Annotated in this window: 15 protein-coding genes; 10 read left to right on the top strand and 5 right to left on the bottom strand. The window is 73.1% G+C overall.

Features of this window, described 5'->3' with window-relative positions:
• The first annotated feature begins 2 nt into the window (after positions 1-2).
• Together AB0F77_RS11600 and AB0F77_RS11595 are read left to right on the top strand one after the other, a co-directional pair.
• Positions 3-1,187: an SfnB family sulfur acquisition oxidoreductase gene (locus tag AB0F77_RS11600; RefSeq protein WP_361945285.1), complete on the top strand. Its 1,185-nt coding sequence runs from the start codon at positions 3-5 to the stop codon at positions 1,185-1,187.
• Between the two features lie 24 nt (positions 1,188-1,211).
• Positions 1,212-2,354: an LLM class flavin-dependent oxidoreductase gene (locus tag AB0F77_RS11595; protein ID WP_361945282.1), complete on the top strand. Its 1,143-nt coding sequence runs from the start codon at positions 1,212-1,214 to the stop codon at positions 2,352-2,354.
• Positions 2,355-2,378: 24 nt separating this feature from the next.
• On the opposite strand, the gene AB0F77_RS11590 is transcribed toward AB0F77_RS11595, so the two are convergent.
• From AB0F77_RS11590 to AB0F77_RS11580, 3 genes are read right to left on the bottom strand one after another with little or no spacing between them, the layout of a single operon-like run.
• The gene (locus tag AB0F77_RS11590) at positions 2,379-3,422 is read right to left on the bottom strand and encodes an acyl-CoA dehydrogenase family protein (RefSeq protein ID WP_361945279.1); all 1,044 of its coding nucleotides are present in this window, start codon (positions 3,420-3,422) and stop codon (positions 2,379-2,381) included.
• Between the two features lie 37 nt (positions 3,423-3,459).
• Positions 3,460-4,131 (bottom strand): response regulator transcription factor, encoded by a 672-nt coding sequence (locus AB0F77_RS11585; protein WP_361945276.1) that lies wholly within the window; start codon positions 4,129-4,131, stop codon positions 3,460-3,462.
• Positions 4,128-5,417: a sensor histidine kinase gene (locus AB0F77_RS11580; protein WP_361945273.1), complete on the bottom strand. Its 1,290-nt coding sequence runs from the start codon at positions 5,415-5,417 to the stop codon at positions 4,128-4,130. The genes AB0F77_RS11585 and AB0F77_RS11580 overlap by 4 nt, the downstream gene beginning before the upstream one ends.
• A 133-nt stretch (positions 5,418-5,550) precedes the next feature.
• On the opposite strand from AB0F77_RS11580, the gene AB0F77_RS11575 reads away from it, so the two are divergent.
• The 8 genes from AB0F77_RS11575 to AB0F77_RS11540 all read left to right on the top strand — a co-directional run bounded on the left by AB0F77_RS11575 (position 5,551) and on the right by AB0F77_RS11540 (position 12,564).
• Positions 5,551-6,459, top strand: a complete 909-nt coding sequence (locus AB0F77_RS11575) for an ATP-binding cassette domain-containing protein (RefSeq protein WP_361945269.1) — start codon at positions 5,551-5,553, stop codon at positions 6,457-6,459.
• Positions 6,456-7,304 carry an ABC transporter permease subunit gene (locus AB0F77_RS11570; protein WP_361945266.1) on the top strand — a complete coding sequence of 283 codons (849 nt, stop codon included), beginning with the start codon at positions 6,456-6,458 and terminating at the stop codon, positions 7,302-7,304. The genes AB0F77_RS11575 and AB0F77_RS11570 overlap by 4 nt, the downstream gene beginning before the upstream one ends.
• A gap of 248 nt (positions 7,305-7,552) precedes the next feature.
• Entirely contained in the window at positions 7,553-8,263 is a 711-nt protein-coding gene (locus tag AB0F77_RS11565; RefSeq protein WP_361945263.1) for a chitinase, read from the top strand.
• Positions 8,264-8,335: 72 nt separating this feature from the next.
• Positions 8,336-9,274: an aldo/keto reductase gene (locus AB0F77_RS11560; RefSeq protein WP_361945260.1), complete on the top strand. Its 939-nt coding sequence runs from the start codon at positions 8,336-8,338 to the stop codon at positions 9,272-9,274.
• A gap of 206 nt (positions 9,275-9,480) precedes the next feature.
• A complete protein-coding gene (locus tag AB0F77_RS11555; RefSeq protein WP_361945257.1) occupies positions 9,481-9,852 on the top strand; it encodes a BlaI/MecI/CopY family transcriptional regulator in 372 nt (123 codons plus the stop codon).
• Complete coding sequence (locus tag AB0F77_RS11550; protein ID WP_361945254.1) at positions 9,849-10,784, top strand: M48 family metalloprotease; 936 nt, start codon at positions 9,849-9,851, stop codon at positions 10,782-10,784. Before AB0F77_RS11555 ends, AB0F77_RS11550 begins: the two co-directional genes overlap by 4 nt.
• A 237-nt stretch (positions 10,785-11,021) precedes the next feature.
• Positions 11,022-11,432, top strand: coding sequence for a VOC family protein (locus AB0F77_RS11545; protein ID WP_361945251.1), 411 nt, complete (start codon positions 11,022-11,024; stop codon positions 11,430-11,432).
• A 61-nt stretch (positions 11,433-11,493) separates the two neighbouring features.
• The gene (locus tag AB0F77_RS11540; RefSeq protein ID WP_361945249.1) at positions 11,494-12,564 is read left to right on the top strand and encodes an adenosine deaminase; all 1,071 of its coding nucleotides are present in this window, start codon (positions 11,494-11,496) and stop codon (positions 12,562-12,564) included.
• Here the strand turns inward: AB0F77_RS11540 and AB0F77_RS11535 are convergent.
• The gene (locus AB0F77_RS11535) at positions 12,546-13,061 is read right to left on the bottom strand and encodes a DUF664 domain-containing protein (RefSeq protein ID WP_361945246.1); all 516 of its coding nucleotides are present in this window, start codon (positions 13,059-13,061) and stop codon (positions 12,546-12,548) included. The two genes, AB0F77_RS11540 and AB0F77_RS11535, sit on opposite strands and share 19 nt — an antisense overlap.
• A gap of 28 nt (positions 13,062-13,089) precedes the next feature.
• On the bottom strand, positions 13,090-14,589 hold the full coding sequence (locus tag AB0F77_RS11530; protein ID WP_361945243.1) for a carotenoid oxygenase family protein: 1,500 nt from the start codon (positions 14,587-14,589) through the stop codon (positions 13,090-13,092).
• Between the last annotated feature and the right edge of the window lie 44 nt (positions 14,590-14,633).

The following is a 14,633-nucleotide window of genomic DNA, read 5'->3' as shown; positions in this document are numbered from 1 at the left end:
CCATGCCCGCCCATGTGATCGCCGACGACGCGGAGGCCCTGGCCGTCGCCGCCGCCCTCGCCGACGAGTTCCGGGCGGGCGCCACCGCCCGCGACGCCGAACGCCGGTTGCCCCGCGAGGAACTGGACCGTCTCTCGGCCTCCGGTCTGCTCGCGGTCACCGTACCCGCCGACCACGGCGGCGCCGACGTCACCGCGCTCACCCTCGCCGAGATCTTCCGCCTGCTCGGCTCCGCCGACGGCAGCCTCGCCCAGATCCCGCAGAGCCACTTCGCCTACGTCAACGTCATCCGCCGTCAGGGCACCCCCGCGCAACAGACCTTCTTCCACGCCGAACTGCTCGCCGGCCGCCGCTTCGGCAACGCCCAGTCCGAGGCGGGCACGAAGCACGTCCAGGACATCCGCACCCGCCTGGAGCCACGGCCCGACGGCTCCTTCCTGCTCACCGGCGTCAAGCACTACTCCACGGGCGCCCTCTTCGCCGACTGGATCCCGGTGCTCGCACGCGCCGAGGACGACCGACTGCACGTGGCCTACGTGCCCCGGGACGCCCCCGGCCTGACCGTCGTCGACGACTGGGACGGCATGGGCCAGCGCACCACCGCGAGCGGCACCGTCCGCCTCGACGCCGTACCGGTGCCCGCCGACCGGGTCCTGCCCCATCACCTCACCTTCGAGGGACCCCAACTCCACGGCGCCGTAGCCCAGTTGCTGCACGCCGCCATCGACACCGGGATCGCCGGGGGAGCGCTCGCGGAGGCCGTCGAGTTCGTCCGCACCAAGAGCCGGCCCTGGTTCGAGAGCGGCCACGAGACCGCCGCCGAGGACCCGCTGCTGATCCAGCGCTTCGGCGAACTCGACCTCCTGGTACGGGCGTCGAAGGCACTCCTGCACGAGGCGGCCCGCACCGTCGACACCGCCGCCGCGGACCTCACCGACGACTCGGCCGCCGAGGCGTCCCTCGCGGTCGCCGCCGCCAAGGTCCAGGCGGCGCAGGCGGCCGTCGAGGTGTCCGGCGCCCTGTTCGAGGTGTCCGGCACCCGCTCCGCCCTCAACTCCCTGAACCTGCACCGGTACTGGCGCGACGCCCGCACCCACACCCTGCACGACCCGACCCGCTGGAAGATCCAGCACCTCGGCCGGTTCGTCCTGGGCGGCACCCGCCCGCCCCGCCACGGCCTGCTCTGACGGACACTCGCGATCGGAGGCCCCGTGCCCCTCACCTTCCACTGGTTCCTGCCCACCAACGGCGACAGCCGGGACGTCGTCGGCGGCGGCCACGGCACCCCGGCCACCGCCTTCGGCCGGGAGCGGCCCCCGACCGTCGCCTATCTGAGCCAGATCGCCCGCGCCGCCGAGGACCTCGGCTTCGTCGGCGCGCTCACCCCGACCGGCGCCTGGTGCGAGGACGCCTGGCTGACCACCGCCATGGTGAGCCGGCACACCGAACGGCTGAAGTTCCTGGTCGCCTTCCGGCCCGGCTTCGTCTCGCCCACCCTCGCCGCGCAGATGGCGTCCACGTTCCAGCGGCAGAGCGGCGGCCGGCTGCTCCTCAACGTCGTCACGGGCGGCGAGAGCCACGAGCAGCGGGCCTACGGCGACTTCCTCGACAAGGACGACCGCTACCGCCGTACCGGCGAATTCCTGCGGATCGTACGGCAGTTGTGGGAGGGAAAGACCGTGGACCTGGAGGGGGAACACCTCCGGGTCGAGGACGCGCGGCTCGCCCGGCTGCCCGATCCGGTGCCCGAGGTGTACTTCGGCGGGTCGTCGCCGATCGCGGTGGAGATCGCGGCCCGGCACACCGACGTGTACCTCACCTGGGGCGAGCCGCCCGCCCAGGTCGCGGAGAAGATCACCCGGGTGCGGGAGTCGGCCGCGCGCGAGGGGCGCACCGTACGCTTCGGCATCCGGCTGCACGTCATCACCCGGGACACCGCCGCGCAGGCGTGGGCCGAGGCGGACCGGCTGCTCGCCGGGTTCGACCCGGAGACCGTACGGGCCGTGCAGGCGGGGCTCGCCCGCAGCGAGTCCGAGGGGCAGCGGCGGATGCTCGCCCTGCACGGCGGGGACCGGAACGGCCTGGAGATCCACCCCAACCTCTGGGCCGGCATCGGGCTCGTGCGCGGCGGGGCGGGAACGGCGCTCGTCGGCAGCCACGACGAGGTCGCCGAACGCATCAAGGAGTACGAGGCGCTCGGCATCGAGGAGTTCGTGCTGTCCGGGTATCCGCACCTGGAGGAGGCGTACTGGTTCGGCGAGGGTGTCCTGCCCCGGCTCGCCGCGGAAGGGCACTGGCAGCACCCGTTCCGCGCGCGGGCCGTGTCCTCGGCGCAGGTGCCGTTCGCGGGCTGACCGGGACCGTGCCGGCCGCGGTCCTCAGCCGGCGTCGGCCGCCAGCGCCCGCAGATGGGCCGCGCGCGACTCCGGTGTCTGGCCCTGGACCAGCAGGAACAGGGCCTCCCGGGCCAGGCGCTGGGCGCGGTGCGTCATCAACACACCGCGCCCGCCCGCGGCCACCACGGCCGCCGTGGTGGCGGTGCGCAGGAGGTCGTGGGCCCGCGCCCGCAGCGCCGGTCGCTCCCCGGCGCCGTCGTGCGGACCGGAGCGGTCGGCCGCCGCGTACGCCTCGTCGCGCAGCCGGGAGAGCCGGGCGCGCAGCGGGGCCGCGGTCTCCTCGTCCAGCAGGGACAGGGCCGCCGCGGCGACGCCGAACACCGCGGGGCTGGTGGCGAGGGTCTTGGGGCGGTCCGCGGCGGCCCACCGCTCGTACGGTGTGCGCAGCGCCACCGCCTCGTCGGGCAGCCACAGTCCCGACAGCTCCAGCGACACCGTGCGCGAGGCGGTGAGCGCCGCGAGCCGCATCGGCGGCGAGGCCGTCAGCCCCGGCTGCTCACGGGCCTCGGTGAACGCGAACAGCGCCTCGTCGGCGTCGGTGACCCCGGCCAGCAGCAGCACGTCGTTCAGGCCCCACCCGGTGTACCAGGGCACCCGCCCGTCGAACCGCCAGCCGCCCCGCTCCCGGGTGACCCGCACGGGGGTGCGCGGATGCGACCGCAGATGCGCGTACGCCACCCCGGACAGCACCTCGCCCCGCGCCATCGGCCCCAACAGCCGCTCCCGCACGGGGAGTCCGTCGGCGGCGACGAGGGTCTGCACCGGCGTGTGGTGCTGCGTCTGCACGAACCACGTCGAGCAGCACGCCCCGGCCAGGATCTCCGCCGTCTCCCGCACGACGGCCACGGGCGCCGCCGAGCCGCCGTACTCCACGGGCGCGTTCAGCCCGAGCAGCCCCGAACGCCGGACCGCGTCGATGTGACTCACGGGCACACCCTCCTGATCCACCCGCTCTGCCTCGGGCACGAGCAAGGTGTCGGCGAGCCACCGGGCCCGGCCGACCAGGGAATCCACGGAGAACGTCATGCCCGCGATTCTCCCGCCACCAGGGAAAGACCACCGATCAGGGTCCGCCGTTCGCGTGGGGCGCCGCCACCAGCCCCGCCTCGTAGGCGAGGATCACGAGTTGTACCCGGTCACGTGCGTCGAGCTTGGCGAGCAACCGGGTCAGATAGGTCTTGGCGGTGGCCACGCTGATGCTGAGCCGGTCGGCGATCTCGGTGTTGGACAGGCCCGTGCCGACCAGGGTGAGCACCTCATGTTCCCGGTCGGTGATGCCGTCGATTCGCCTTCGTGGCGGTGGTGTCGGGGGACGGTGCGCGAACTCCTGGATCAGTCTGCGGGTGACGCTCGGCGCGATCAGGGCGTCACCGGCGGCGACGACACGGACCGCGGAGAAAATGTCGTCCAGGGCCATGTCCTTGACCAGGAACCCGGACGCGCCGGCGCGCAGCGCTCCGTACACGTGGTCGTCCTCGTCGAAGGTGGTCAGGACGACGACGCGGGCGGAGCCGGCGCCCGTGGCGATCAGCCGGGTGGCCTCGATGCCGTCCATGCCGGGCATCCGGATGTCCATCACCACCACGTCGGGGGCGAGTTCCCCGGTCAGCCGCACCGCTTCGGCACCGTCCGCGGCCTCGCCCACGACTTGGACGTCCGCGGTGTCGGTGGCCACCATCCGCAGGGCGGCACGGACCAGGGGCTGGTCGTCGGCGAGCAGCACACGGATGGTCATCGCACTCCGGCCCTTGTGGCGGAACCGGTCTCCACCGCTGCCGGTACCGGCAGCCGCGCGACCACCTTGAAGCCGCCGCCCGGACGGGACCCGGCGGTGAAGCGGCCGTTCAGGAGTGCGACCCGCTCCCGCATACCGGCCAGGCCGAATCCGGTGTCCGTGCGCTTCGCGTCCGTATGGACGCCCTTGCCCCGGTCGGTGACCTCGACGACGAGCTCGTCCCCGCGGTGTTCGACGCTCACCCGACAGCGATCGGCGGCCGCGTGCCGTACGACGTTGGTCACAGCCTCCTGGACGATGCGGAACGCCGCTAGGTCGACGTCCGCGGGGAGCGGGCGGTGTTCGCCCCGCCACCGCACGTCCACGCGGACACCGGCGGCCGTGGTCGTCGCGGCGAGCCGTGCCAGATCCGCCAGACCCGCGGCCGGCCGGTCCTGTGCACGTTCCCGGTCGTGGCCGGCCGGTTCCCGGTCCCCGGGGGTGGGTTCCCGACCCTGGTCGGCCTGGCGCAGTGCGACCAGCATCCGCCGAAGCCCCGCCAGCGTCTCCCGTCCCACGTGCTCCACGACGGTCATCGCCTCGCGGGCCCTGGCCGGCTGTGTTTCGGCCACTCGGGCCGCGGCTCCGGCCTGGAGCGCGATGATGCCGATGCTGTGGGCGACCGTGTCGTGCATCTCGCGGGCGATGCGCAGCCGTTCGGTGGTGACCGCCTGGGCGGCGGCCCGTGCGTGCAGTTCCTCGGTGTGGGCACGGGCCTGGTGCACCGAGTTGCCGATGAGCCAGGCGATGACGACTGTCAGGGCGACGAACGGTTCGGCGGCGGTGCCGGATTTCCCGCCCGTGATCCACCGCAGGACGAGGTATCCGGCGAGCACGCCCAGCGCACCGGCGGCCGCGGTGACCGCCGCGCGCCGGGTCCGGGTGGCCGCGACGTGGCAGAGGGCGACATCGACTCCCAGGAACTGGAGAGGCATGACCTCGTCCTGCCGCCAGGCCACCGACGAGACGACCGTGCCGGCGATCACCAGTCCGTACGCCACCGCCGGCCGGCGCCGCAGCAGCGCGCCTCCGGTCAGCACCGCCACGAAGGCGAGGCCGAGCAGCGCCCGGGCCGTCGGTGAGTCGAGGCCGTCCCGGGGATAGCTGAGGGAGTACCCGTGCCGGGGCGGCATCAGGACGTACGCGACGATGGGCTGCACCGCTGCCGCGACCCACACCAGCGCCGTCCACAGACCCGGCGGTACGCGCTTGACCAGCGGCGACGGCGGGGGCGAGGAGGTGGGCATGCCGAGATCGTAAGGGCGCGCCCGCGACGGGGCATCGGTCTGCGGTCGTACAACCGGGGTCGACACCCGCGCCCGGTCATTGTCGGCCCCGGTGCGACGACGAGCGGGGACGGTGGGCGGCACCGTGGCTGACGTGATCGAAGTCGACGAACTCACGAAGCGATACGGCGCGACGACAGCCGTCAAGAACCTGACCTTCACCGTGCTCCCCGGCCGGGTGACCGGATTCCTCGGGCCGAACGGCGCCGGCAAGAGCACCACGCTGAGGGTGATCCTCGGTCTGCACGAGCCCTGTGGCGGCACGGTCAGCATCGCGGGCCGGCCCTTCCGCGACCGTCCTCGTGGCCTGCGTCATGTCGGGTCCCTCCTCGACGCGCACGAGGTGCACGACGGGCGCAGCGCGGAGGCGCATCTGAGGGCGCTGGCGCGCGGCAACCGCATCCCGCGGCGCCGGGTGGACGAGGTGCTGGCAGAGGTCGGTCTCGCCGAGGTCGCCCGGCGCCGCATCGGCGGATTCTCGCTCGGCATGAAACAGCGGCTCGGCATCGCATGCGCCCTGCTCGGTGACCCGCCGGTGCTGATCTTCGACGAGCCGCTCAACGGCCTGGACCCGGAAGGGGTGAAGTGGGTGCGCGAACTGTTCGGTCGGCTCGCCGCCGAGGGCCGTACCGTGTTCGTCTCCAGCCATTTGATGTCGGAGATGGAGCACACCGCCGACCAACTCATCGTGATCGGCGGTGGCGAGCTGATCGCGGCGGAGAGCCTCGCGGAGTTTTCGGCCCGGGGCACCCGGCGGAGCGTCACCGTGACCACGCCCGCCGCGACCACCCTCGAAGATCTGCTGACCGCCGAAGGCGCCGCCGTGCGCAGGGAGGGCGAACAGCTCACCGTGACCGGCCTGACCGCGGTGCGGATCGGCGAGATCGTCCGACGGTACGGTCTCCCGCTGCACGAACTCAGCACCCGGTCCGCCTCGCTGGAGGAAGCCTTCATGGAACTCACGGCCGCCCGGGTCCAGTTCCCCGGTGGAGAACCACGGTGACCGCCACGACGGACGTCTCCGGCGTCGAACGGCCCATCCATGAACCCCGCGCCCGTTTCCGTGATCTGGTCGCCGCCGAGTGGCTCAAGCACCGGTCGTTGCGGTCGACCTGGATCGCCCACGGGGCCACCGCCCTTGCCGTCGTCGGGCTCAACGTCGGCACCGCCTACGACACGTACGGCCACTGGACGTCGAGGGTGTCCGAGGACCGCGCCACCTTCGTCCGTGACGGGATCGCGCTGCGGGAGGCGTTCACCCCGAACGCGGCCCTGCTCATGGCCCTCGCCCTCGTTGCCATGGGCGCCCTGGTGATCGTCGGGGAGTACAGCACGGGAACCATTCGCACGACGTTCGCGGCCGTTCCCGCCCGCCGCTCGGTGATGGCGGCCAAGGCGGTGGTCGTCGCCGCGGTGACGACCGTGTTCGGCATGGTCGTCGCAGGGGTCTCGTTCGTCTCGACGCAGGCCGTTCTCGATCGCCGGGACGCGGGCGTCTCACTCGGCGACCCGGGAGCCCTCCGTGTCGTCCTGGCCTCCGCCCTGCTCGCGCCGGTGTGCGCGCTCACCGGCCTCGCGATCGGCGCCGTCGTCCGGCACTCGGCCCCGACCTTGATCACTTCGGTGGTGGTCGTCCTGGTGCTGCCGTTGTTCCTCACCGACGACCGCCGCTGGTCGGCAGTGGTAGGGCACACCCTGCCCTACCGCGCCTGGCTCCGGCTCGTCGAGGTAGGCCACGCCCCAGTCGCCTTCCCGTGGAGCACCGGCGGGGCCTGGACCGTCTACGCGGTGTGGGTGTGCGCCGCATGTGCCGTCGCCGTCGTCGGCGTCCACCGGCGCGACCAGTGAACGGCCGAGAACGCGGCCTTGACACAGGGACACTCGCCGTTCACTCGCCCAACCTCTTCGTTCCCGACCGCAATTGGACTGGTCCACGCTCTTGACTGGTACAGACCAAGGGAGTTGAGTGTGGCATCACACCCCCCACCACGGCCGCCCCCCACCGCCGTGACCGGGATTCCCGGTGCGTGCGTGCGAGGGTCCGCTCCCTATTGCCCTTGCGGGGAGCGGCCGTGATCCTCGAAGGAGTTGATCCTTTGATCAGGCGCCGTATCGCAGCGCTGCTGGCCTCACTCGCCCTCGGAGTCGCCGCACTGGTCTTCCAGTCGGCCCCCACCGCCTCCGCCGCGGGCTTCGTGGTCAGCGAATCGCAGTTCAACCAGATGTTCCCGAACCGGAATTCGTTCTACACCTACGGTGGTCTGACGGCCGCGCTGAGCGCCTATCCGGGCTTCTCGAACACCGGCAGTGACACGGTGAAGAAGCAGGAGGCGGCGGCGTTCCTGGCGAACGTCAACCACGAGACGGGTGGTCTGGTCCACGTGGTGGAGCAGAACACGGCCAATTACCCGCACTACTGCGACACGAGCCAGCCCTATGGCTGCCCGGCGGGGCAGGCGGCGTACTACGGGCGTGGTCCGATCCAGCTGAGCTGGAACTTCAACTACAAGGCGGCCGGTGACGCGTTGGGCATCAATCTGCTCAACAACCCGTGGCTGGTGCAGAACGACTCGTCCGTGGCCTGGAAGACGGGTCTGTGGTACTGGAACACGCAGTCCGGTCCCGGCACGATGACGCCGCACAACGCCATGGTCAACGGCGCGGGCTTCGGCCAGACGATCCGTTCGATCAACGGGTCGCTGGAGTGCGACGGCCGCAACCCGGCCCAGGTCCAGAGCCGGATCAGCGCCTACCAGCGGTTCACGCAGATCCTCGGGGTCGGCCCCGGCAACAACCTCTCCTGCTGATCCGGTGACCCGGTGGCCCGGTGACCGGAACGGCCGTGGGTACGGGCCTCGCACCCGTGCGAGACTCCGCCGATGACCCATGAAACGATCACTGCGGACGCCGCGGGCACCTGGAGACTCGGCGACCTGCCCGTCAACCGCCTCGGCTTCGGTGCGATGCGGCTGACGGGCAGCGCCGCCTTCCACCTCGGCGCACCCAGTGACCGCGAGCGCTCGATGTCCGTCCTGCGCAGGGCGGTCGAGCTCGGTGTCAACCACATCGACACCGCCGCCTTCTACTTCTCCTCCCTGCGCTCCGCCAACGAGATCATCAACAGCGCCCTGGGCCCGTACCCCGACGACCTGGTGATCGTCACGAAGGTCGGCCCGTTCCGGGGGTACGACGGGGAATGGGGCACCTCGGCCAGGCCCGACCAGCTCCGCGCGCACGTCGAGGAGAACCTGCGCCAGCTCGGCCGCGACCACCTCGACGTCGTTTACCTCCGCCGGATGCGCCAGGACTCCGTCGCCGAGCACTTCGGCGCCCTCGCCGAGCTGCGCGAGGCCGGCCTGATCCGGCACCTCGGCATCTCCGCCGTCGAGCCCCGCCACCTGACGGAGGCACTCGCGATCGCGCCGGTCGTGTGCGTGCAGAACCGCTACGCGCTCGACCGGCCCGACCCCGCCGACGACGAGATGCTGCGGATCTGCGGCGAACGGGGCATCGCGTTCGTGCCCTTCTACTCCGTCGCCCGGGACGGCGCCGAGCGCGGCGCCGTCGAACGGCACGACGCCGCGGTGCTCGACGTCGCCCGCGCGCACGGTGCGACCCCCGCCCAGGTCCGCATCGCCTGGACCCTGGCGCAGGGCCCGCACGTGCTGGCCATCCCCGGCACCGGCGACCCCGGCCACCTCGTCGAGAACGTCGCCGCGGGCGCGCTGCGGCTCACCGCGCGGGAGACGGCGCTCCTGGACGCCACGCACACCACGGCCGACCGAGGCCGCCTCCCGCTCCGGGGTGCGGTGGGGTGAGGTGCGGCGTGAGGTGCGGCGCACCGGGACGCGCTGGGCTGTCCTCGTGCGGGGACAGCCCGCCGTTGTCCACAGGGCCGCCGTCGCGACGGCCCGGCCTCCCATAATGGGCGTGCGGGCGTCGCCGCACGGCGCCCGCCCGGTTGACCACGATCGCGCGGACGGTCCGCCCGACGGCGGACGAAAACGGGGTGAGGAACGTTCCCATGACCGACTCGAAGGACGAACGCCGGCCGGCCGGCGAGCTCGAAGCGAGCGTCATGGCCGCGCTCTGGGCCGCCGGCCTGCCCCAGACGCCCGCACAGGTGCAGACGAGCCTCGGCACCGGGCTCGCGCGCACCACGGTCACCACGATCCTGACCCGGCTGCACGACAAGGGCGTGCTGGACCGGCGGCGCCAGGGCCGCGGCTTCGCCTACTTCCCCGTCCAGGACGCGCAGGGCCTCACCGCCCGCCGGATGCACACCGAGCTGGACCGCGACAGCGACCGCGAGACCGTGCTCGCCCGCTTCGTCGCCCAGCTCAGCCCCGACGACGAGCGGGTCCTGCGGGACCTGCTCGAACCGGGTGAGCGATGACGGCCGCGCTGCTCCCGCTCCTGACCCTGCTGGTGCCGTTCGCGCTCCCGGCCCTGGCCCGGCGCGCGCTGGAGCGGCTGGCACCCGTCACCGCGCTGTGGACCGTGACCGGGGCGGCGGTGGCCCTCGCGGGATGCTCCCTGGCCGCGCTCGGCGCGTTCGTCCTCACCGGACTGCTCACGCTGCCCGTCTTCGCCGCGCTCGGGGAGCTCGTCCATCCGCTGGACACCGCGTCCGGCACGCTCGTGCTGCCCGCCGCGGCCGTCTCCACCGGGGTGCTCGCCGTGTGCGCCGCCGGACTCGTCCGCTCCGTGCTGCGCCAGACCCGGGCCTTCCGGGCCGCCCGCACGGAGGCCGGGCGCGGACCCGCCGCGGGTGACCTGTGCGTGGTCGACTCGCCGCGCGCCGACGCGTACGCGCTGCCCGGCCGACCGCACCGGATCGTCGTCACGACCGGGATGCTGCGCAGCCTCGACGCCGGCGAGCGGGAGGTGCTGTTCGCGCACGAGCGCGCCCACAACGAGGGCGGCCACCACTACTTCCTCGCCGCCGCCGAGCTCGCCGCGCACTGCCATCCGGCGCTCAGGCGGGTACGGGACTGCGTACGGCTCGCCGCGGAGCGCGCCGCCGACGAGGCCGCCGCGAGCGCGGTGGGCGACCGCCGGCTCACCGCGCGGGCCATCGCCCGTGCCGCCCTCGCCGGACACGCCGACCGCTCCACGCGCCCGGATTTCGCCGCCGCCGCGACGACGGGCCCCGTCCCGCACCGCGTCCGCGCCCTCCTGACCGCGCCGGGGGCACCGCCCCGCGCCGCCCGCTGGATCGCCGCCCTCCTGATCATCTGCACCGCCGCCGCCTGCGCCACCTCCGCCACGGCCGTACTCGACTTCCACCACCGCGTGGAAGTGGCCCAGGGCGAACAGCAGGACTGAACCGGGACCGAACACCGTCCCCGACCCGGACAACCGTCCCCGACCCGGACAACCGTCCCCGACCCGGACAACCGGCTCCGCCCCGGACCGCACCCCCGGCACACCCCACCCACGCGACCTTCAGCCACGCCACCGTCACCGAGGCCGACGTCACCTCCCCCCGCCCCCGAAGCCGCTGGATCCATGCGCGTTTTACGTATAACCTCTGGCGTCATCCACCCCGCCGGAAGGTTTTCGATGAGACGTCTCGCGCTGGTCACCCTCGTTGTCGACGACTACGACGAGGCCGTCCGCTTCTACACCGACGCCCTCGGATTCCGGCTGGTCGAAGACGAGGCGCGGCCCGACGGCTCGCGGTGGATCGTCGTCGAACCCGGCGACGGCACCGGCACCGGCAGCGGCACCGGCACCGGCCTGCTCCTCGCCCGTGCCAAGGACGACGGCCAGCGCGCCCGGGTCGGGGACCAGACCGGCGGACGGGTCGGCTTCTTCCTGCACACCGACGACTTCGCCCGCGACCACGCCCGGATGCGCGCCGCCGGCGTGACCTTCCTGGAGGAGCCGCGCCACGAGCCGTACGGCACCGTCGCCGTCTTCCAGGACCTCTACGGCAACCGCTGGGACCTCCTCCAGCCCGCCGCCCCCTGAGCCCCACGCACCGCACCCCCGCCCCGTCCCCACCCGCCCGATCTGCCGAGGAACCACGCCCATGACCGCGCCCGCCCTCACCGCCGACACGCTCCGCCGGCTCCCCAAGGCCGTACTGCACGACCACCTCGACGGCGGCCTGCGCCCCGCCACCGTCGTGGAACTCGCCGCCGAGGTCGGCCACACCCTGCCCACCATCGACCCGGACGCGCTCGCCGCCTGGTACTTCGACGCCGCCAACTCCGGCGACCTGGTCCGGTACATAGCCACCTTCGAGCACACCCTCGCCGTGATGCAGACCCGCGAGGGCCTGCTGCGCACCGCCGAGGAGTACGTCCTCGACCTCGCCGCGGACGGCGTCGTCTACGCCGAGGTGCGCTACGCCCCCGAGCTGATGACCACGGGCGGGCTGACCCTGGACGAGGTCGTGGGAACCGTGCAGGAGGGCCTCGCGGCCGGCATGGCGAAGGCCGCCGCCGCGGGCAGCCCGGTCCGCGTCGGCACCCTGCTGTGCGGCATGCGCATGTTCGACCGGACCCGGGAGATCGCCGACCTCACGGTCGCCCACCGCGACGCGGGCGTCGTCGGCTTCGACATCGCGGGTGCCGAGGCCGGCTTCCCGGCCGCCGACCACCTCGCCGCCTTCCGCCACCTGCGCGACGAGAGCCTGCCGTTCACCGTCCACGCCGGCGAGGCCGACGGCCTGGCCAGCATCCACCAGGCCGTCCAGCTGTGCGGCGCCCAGCGCATCGGGCACGGCGTGCGCATCACCGAGGACATCGTGGACGGCAAGCTCGGCCGCCTCGCGGGCTGGGTCCGCGACCGCCGCATAGCCCTGGAGATGTGCCCCACGTCCAACCTCCAGACCGGGTGCGCGACCTCGATCGCCGAGCACCCGATCACCGCCCTGAAGGACCTGGGCTTCCGGGTCACCCTCAACACCGACAACCGGCTGGTCTCCGGCACGACGATGACCCGGGAGATGTCCCTGCTGGTCCAGGAGGCGGGCTGGACCCTGGAGGACCTGCGCACGGTCACGGTCAACGCGGTCAAGAGCGCGTTCATCCCGTTCGACGAGCGCAGGGCCCTCGTCGAGGACGTCGTCCTGCCCGGTTACGCGGCCGGGCTCTGACCGAGCCCCCGCAGGAACGCGGCCTGTCCGACGTGCTGGAGATCGTCGGACAGGACGCTGACCAGCCGCACGCCCAGGGTGACCGGCGGGTCCCAGCGCTCGTCCACCACCCGTTCGAGGTCCTTGGCGGCGAGCGGGCGCAGCGCGGCCAGCGACTGCTCGTGCACGGCGTCGTAGTACCCCGTCAGCAGGTCGCCCGAGTCGACCCGCACCTTGGCCACCTTCGCGGGAGTGTGCCCGTAGCCGGTGTCCTGGCGGGGCAGGTCGAGGCCGAACCGCTTCTGCCAGCCCTGGCCCGTCCACACCTGTTCGAGGCCGAAGGCGTCGGCGAGGTGGTCGTCCTGGACACGGGTGAGGTGCCAGATCAGCCACGCGATCGAATTGGCGTCGGGCGTGGGGCGGGCGTTCAGTCCGTCCGGTCCGAGCCCCTCGACGACGGCGTGGACTTCTTCCTGGATACGGCCGTAGCCGTCGATGAGGATGTCCTTTGCATGCATGCCGTCCACCCTCGCGCATCGACCGCGCTCACGCGTCCGCAATCCAGCTTCCGTGGAAACCGAGCGGTACCCGCCCCGGCAGGTGCACCCGTGCCACCGGCTCGCCCGTGAAGTCCTGCGCCGAGAGGATCAGCAGGTCGGCGGCGCCCCGGTCCGGATCGTGGACGTACGCGATCGCGTAGCCGTCGTCCTCCGCCGCCCGCCGGTCGGCCGGGTCGCGCGGCACGAACACCGCCTCGCCCGCCGCCGCGCCCCTCGGCAGCCGGTGCACCTGGGCCGAGCCGCGCAGCAGGTCGTGCTTGATGAGCGCGTTGGCGAAGGCGCGGTCGGGCGGGGCGCCGTCGGCGGCCAGATAGGCGAGCGACATCTCGGCGGCGGCCGCCGAGTAGCCGTACCGGTGCCGCCGGGAGACCAACTCCTCGTTGACGCGCGGGAATTCCTGCGGCCGGTCGTCCAGCGTGCGGCGGCGCACCCGCCCCTCGCGCAGGTCGACCGTCCACCGTTCGAGCTTCGGGGTGCCCGTCGCGGACGGCCCGTCGGTGCCGCGGCCGGCGACGAAGAAGGGCGCCGGATAGGTCGTGACGTCGACGACCACGGACGATCCCTCGTCGTACGCGTTGAGCGTGTGCGAGTAGAAGACGGGGTCCACCTCGAACCAGCGCACGGGGCCGCCCGTACGGGGCATGACGCCCACGCGCGCGGGATGCTCGCGGTTCCACACGTACGGCACCGGGGCGCCCCCCTCGGCGGCGGCGAGGTCGAAGGTGACGGGGATGTCGAAGACGACGACGTGCCGCTCGGTCAGCGCGAAGTCGTGCATCATCGGCGCGTCCGGCACCGGGATGCGGGTCGTGCGCGTCACCCGGCCCGACGGGCCGACCACCAGGTGCCGCACATGGTCCCAGGTCGGGTAGTAGGTGATGGCGTGCAGCTCGCCCGCCCGCGCGTCGTACTTGGTGTGCGCGGTGAACGCGCCCTCCAGGGTGCCCCGGAAGTCGTGGGCGCCCACCGTGTTCAGCTCGCCGTCGAGTTCGTACGGCAGCGGCCCGCTCTCCTGGAGCGCGAGGATCCGGCCGCGGTGGGGGATCACATGGGTGTTGCAGGCGAAGTCGTCCGGCGGGACGGGACCGGGCCGGCTCTCGCCGAGCTTCTCCGCCACCTGCGAGGAGCGGACCCAGCGGTTGCGGTACCACTCGGCGCGGCCGTCGCGCAGCCGGACGCCGTGCACCATGCCGTCGCCGAGCATCCAGTGGTGGGCCCGCGGGTCCTCGAGCCCCAGCACGTTGGGGCCGTTGCGCAGGTACCTGCCGTTCAGCTCGCGCGGGATCCGGCCGGTGACGGGCAGGTCGAAGGCCGTGAGCTCCTCGGTGACCGGGGCGAACGCGCCCTCCAGGAAGGGGAACCGCCGCGGTTCGGCCTGCTGCCGGCCGAGGGCCGCCGCGGACGGTGCCGCCGTCCCGGCCAGGGCGCCCGCCGCCGCGATCCCGGCCGCGCCGCGCAGCACGCCCCGTCGTGTGTGTTCCGTCATCTTCCGTACTCCAGACGCTCGTCGCCGGGTGGACGACATCGAGT

The organism is Streptomyces sp. NPDC026672, from assembly GCF_040638185.1.
Taxonomy (GTDB): Bacteria; Actinomycetota; Actinomycetes; order Streptomycetales; family Streptomycetaceae; genus Streptomyces.
Note: the sequence above shows the minus strand (reverse complement) of the source record. Positions and strands in the feature narration are given on the sequence as shown.

Coding starts and splice junctions, on each gene's coding strand:
- AB0F77_RS11600 (WP_361945285.1), top strand. CDS start 3: ATGCCCGCCCATGTGATCGCCGACGACGCGGAGGCCCTGGCCGTCGCC.
- AB0F77_RS11590 (WP_361945279.1), bottom strand. CDS start 3,422: ATGACGTTCTCCGTGGATTCCCTGGTCGGCCGGGCCCGGTGGCTCGCC.
- AB0F77_RS11585 (WP_361945276.1), bottom strand. CDS start 4,131: ATGACCATCCGTGTGCTGCTCGCCGACGACCAGCCCCTGGTCCGTGCC.
- AB0F77_RS11580 (WP_361945273.1), bottom strand. CDS start 5,417: ATGCCCACCTCCTCGCCCCCGCCGTCGCCGCTGGTCAAGCGCGTACCG.
- AB0F77_RS11560 (WP_361945260.1), top strand. CDS start 8,336: ATGACCCATGAAACGATCACTGCGGACGCCGCGGGCACCTGGAGACTC.
- AB0F77_RS11555 (WP_361945257.1), top strand. CDS start 9,481: ATGACCGACTCGAAGGACGAACGCCGGCCGGCCGGCGAGCTCGAAGCG.
- AB0F77_RS11550 (WP_361945254.1), top strand. CDS start 9,849: ATGACGGCCGCGCTGCTCCCGCTCCTGACCCTGCTGGTGCCGTTCGCG.
- AB0F77_RS11545 (WP_361945251.1), top strand. CDS start 11,022: ATGAGACGTCTCGCGCTGGTCACCCTCGTTGTCGACGACTACGACGAG.
- AB0F77_RS11540 (WP_361945249.1), top strand. CDS start 11,494: ATGACCGCGCCCGCCCTCACCGCCGACACGCTCCGCCGGCTCCCCAAG.
- AB0F77_RS11535 (WP_361945246.1), bottom strand. CDS start 13,061: ATGCATGCAAAGGACATCCTCATCGACGGCTACGGCCGTATCCAGGAA.
- AB0F77_RS11530 (WP_361945243.1), bottom strand. CDS start 14,589: ATGACGGAACACACACGACGGGGCGTGCTGCGCGGCGCGGCCGGGATC.